This is a genomic window from Sinorhizobium sp. FG01 (genome assembly GCF_002531875.1).
GTDB lineage: Bacteria > Pseudomonadota > Alphaproteobacteria > Rhizobiales > Rhizobiaceae > Sinorhizobium > Sinorhizobium fredii_C.
The window spans coordinates 1-2,833 of record NZ_NWTB01000053.1 but is presented as its reverse complement, the minus strand read 5'-3'; the positions used below and the strand labels follow the sequence as shown (position 1 = coordinate 2,833).

The 2,833-nt window shown below is 65.9% G+C and carries 1 pseudogene; it reads right to left on the bottom strand.

Features of this window, described 5'->3' with window-relative positions:
- Window positions 1–2,833, bottom strand: a pseudogene (locus CO656_RS29415) (hypothetical protein); the annotation flags it as partial.

Sequence of the window (2,833 nt, the reverse complement as noted above, 5' to 3'; positions counted from 1 at the left end):
TCGGAGGCGAAAGCCGCAAGCTGCGTCGAGGTGAGCGCCGCCACCTGCGCCGTGGTCAGTGCCTCGGCCTGATCGGAGGTCAGTGCTTCGATCTGCGCCGAAGTGAGCGCTGCGACACTCTTCGAGTTGAGCGCTGCGACCTGATCGGTGGAGAGGGCGGCGATGTTGTCGGTCGTCAGTGCCTTCACCTGCGTCGAGGTCAGGGCTCCGACCTGCGACGAGGTGAGCGCCACGATCTGATCCGAGGTAAGCGCGCCGACCTGGGCGGTCGAGAGCGCTGCGACCTGGCCGGTCTTCAGTGCCGCAGCCTGATCGGTCGAAAGGGCCGCGAGATTGTCGGTGGAAAGACCCGTCAGCGCGGTGACCGAGATTGCCGCGATATCGGTGGTGGAGAAGGTCGCCAGATCTTCGGAAGCGAAGGCGGCGAGCTGCGTCGAGCCGAGCGCGGCCACCTGCGCCGTCGTCAGAGCCTCAGCCTGATCGGAGCTCAGGGCGTCGATCTGGGTCGAGGTGAGCGCCGCGACCGTCTTCGAGTTCAGCGCCGCGACCTGATCGGTGGAGAGCGCGGCGACATTGTCGGTGGAGAGCACCGAAACCTGCGTCGAGCTCAGGGCTCCGACCTGGGACGTGGTGAGCGCGACGATCTGGTCCGAGGTGAGCGCCGCGATCTGGGCGGTTTTCAGCGCCGCGATCTGGGTGGTCTTCAACGCAGCGGCCTGGTCGGTGGACAGTGCCGCGACATTGTCGGTCGAGAGGCCTGCAAGGGCGGCGACGGTGATGGCCGCAATGTCTGCCGTCGAGAAGGTCGCGATATCTTCCGAGGCCAGGGCGCCAAGCTGGGCCATGGTCAAGGCGGCGACCTGCGCCGAGTTCAGCGCTTCGAGCTGATCGGAGCTCATCGCATCGATCTGCACCGTCGAAAGCGACGCCAGCGTCTTGGTGTTGAGCGCCGCGACCTGATCGGTGGTCAGTGCCGAGAGGCTGTCGGTGGTGATCGCGGAGGCCTGCGTCGAGGTCAGGGCACCGATCTGAGTGGTGCTCAGGGCGGCGATCTGGCCCGAGGTGAGGGCGGCGATCTGGGTGCTCTTCAGCGCTGCGACCTGGGTGGTCTTCAGTGCTGCGGCCTGATCGGTCGACAGGGCCGCGACATTGTCGGTGGAGAGGCCGGCGAGCGCTGCGACCGAGATCGCCGCGATGTCGGCGGTCGAGAAGGCTGCGATATCTTCCGAAGCGAGCGCAGAAAGTTGTGTCGAGCTGAGCGCGCCGACAAGAACCGAGGTCAGCGCCTCCACCTGAGTGGAGCTGAGCGCGCCGATCTGTGCCGTGCTCAAGGCCGCGACAGTCTTCGAGTTCAGCGCTGCCACCTGATCGGTGGAGAGTGCCGCGATATTTTCGGTGCTGATGGCGGACACCTGCGACGAGGTCAGCGCTGCGACCTGGGAGGAACTCAGGGCCACGATCTGGTCCGAAGTCAGGGCGGCGATTTGGGCGGTCTTCAGCGCCGCGACCTGGGTGGTCTTCAGCGCTGCGGCCTGATCGGTGGAGAGCGCCGCGACATTGTCGGTGGAAAGACCGGTCAGGGCAGTGACCGAGATTGCCGCAACGTCGGCGGTCGAGAACCCGGCGATGTCCTCCGAGGCGAAGGCCGCAATCTGGGTCGAGCTGAGCGATGCCACTTGAGCCGTGGTGAGAGCTTCGGCCTGGTCGGAAGTCAGGGCCTCTACCTGTGTGGAGCTCAGCGCTGCGACCGCCTTCGAGTTCAAGGCGGCGACCTGGTCGGTGGAGAGCGCGGCGACATTGTCGGTGGAGAGCGCCTTGACCTGCGTCGAGGTCAGGGCTCCGACCTGCGACGAGGTGAGCGCCACGACCTGATCCGAGGTGAGGGCGGCAATCTGCGTCGACTTCAGCGCCGCGACCTGGGTGGTCTTCAGCGCAGCCGCCTGGTCGGTGGAGAGTGCCGCGACGTTATCGGTGGAAAGACCTGCCAGCGCCGTGACGGTGATCGCCGCAATGTCGGCGGTCGAGAAGGCGGCGATATCCTCCGAGGCGAAGGCCGCGATCTGCGTCGAGGTGAGCGCGGCCACCTGGGCCGTGGTCAGAGCCTCGGCCTGGTCGGAAGTGAGCGCGCCGATCTGTGCGGATGTCAGAGCCGCGACCGCCTTCGAGTTGAGCGCTGCGACCTGGTCGGTGGAGAGTGCGGCAACATTATCTGTGGAGAGCGCCGCCACCTGTGTGGAGCTCAGCGCTCCGACCTGGGACGAGGTCAGCGCCACGACCTGGTCGGAGGTAAGGGCGGCGATCTGGGTGGTTTTCAGTGCTGCGAGCTGGCTGGTTTTCAGCGCTGCGGTCTGATCGGTGGACAGAGCGGCGACATTATCCGTAGAGAGACCCGACAGGGCGGTCGCGGTGATTGCCGCAATCTCCGAGGTCGAGAAAGTTCCGATATCCTCGGAAGCCAGCGCGGCAATATCGGCCGAATCGAAGGCGGCAATCTGAACGGCGGACAGAGCGTCGACCTGATCGGAGGTCAGCGCGCCGATCTGGGCCGAGCTCAGAGCTGCGACGGTCTTGGAGTTGAGCGCTGCGACCTGATCGGTGGAGAGCGCTGCGACATTGTCGGTGGAGAGTGCAGAAATCTGCGTCGAACTCAGGACGCCGACCTGCGACGAGGTGAGCGCCACGACCTGATCGGAGGTGAGGGCGGCGATCTGGGCGGTCTTCAGCGCGGCGACCTGGGTGGTCTTCAGCGCTGCGGCCTGATCGGTGGAGAGAGCTGCGACATTATCGGTGGAAAGACCGCCCAGCGCCGTGACCGTGATCGCTGCAATATCGG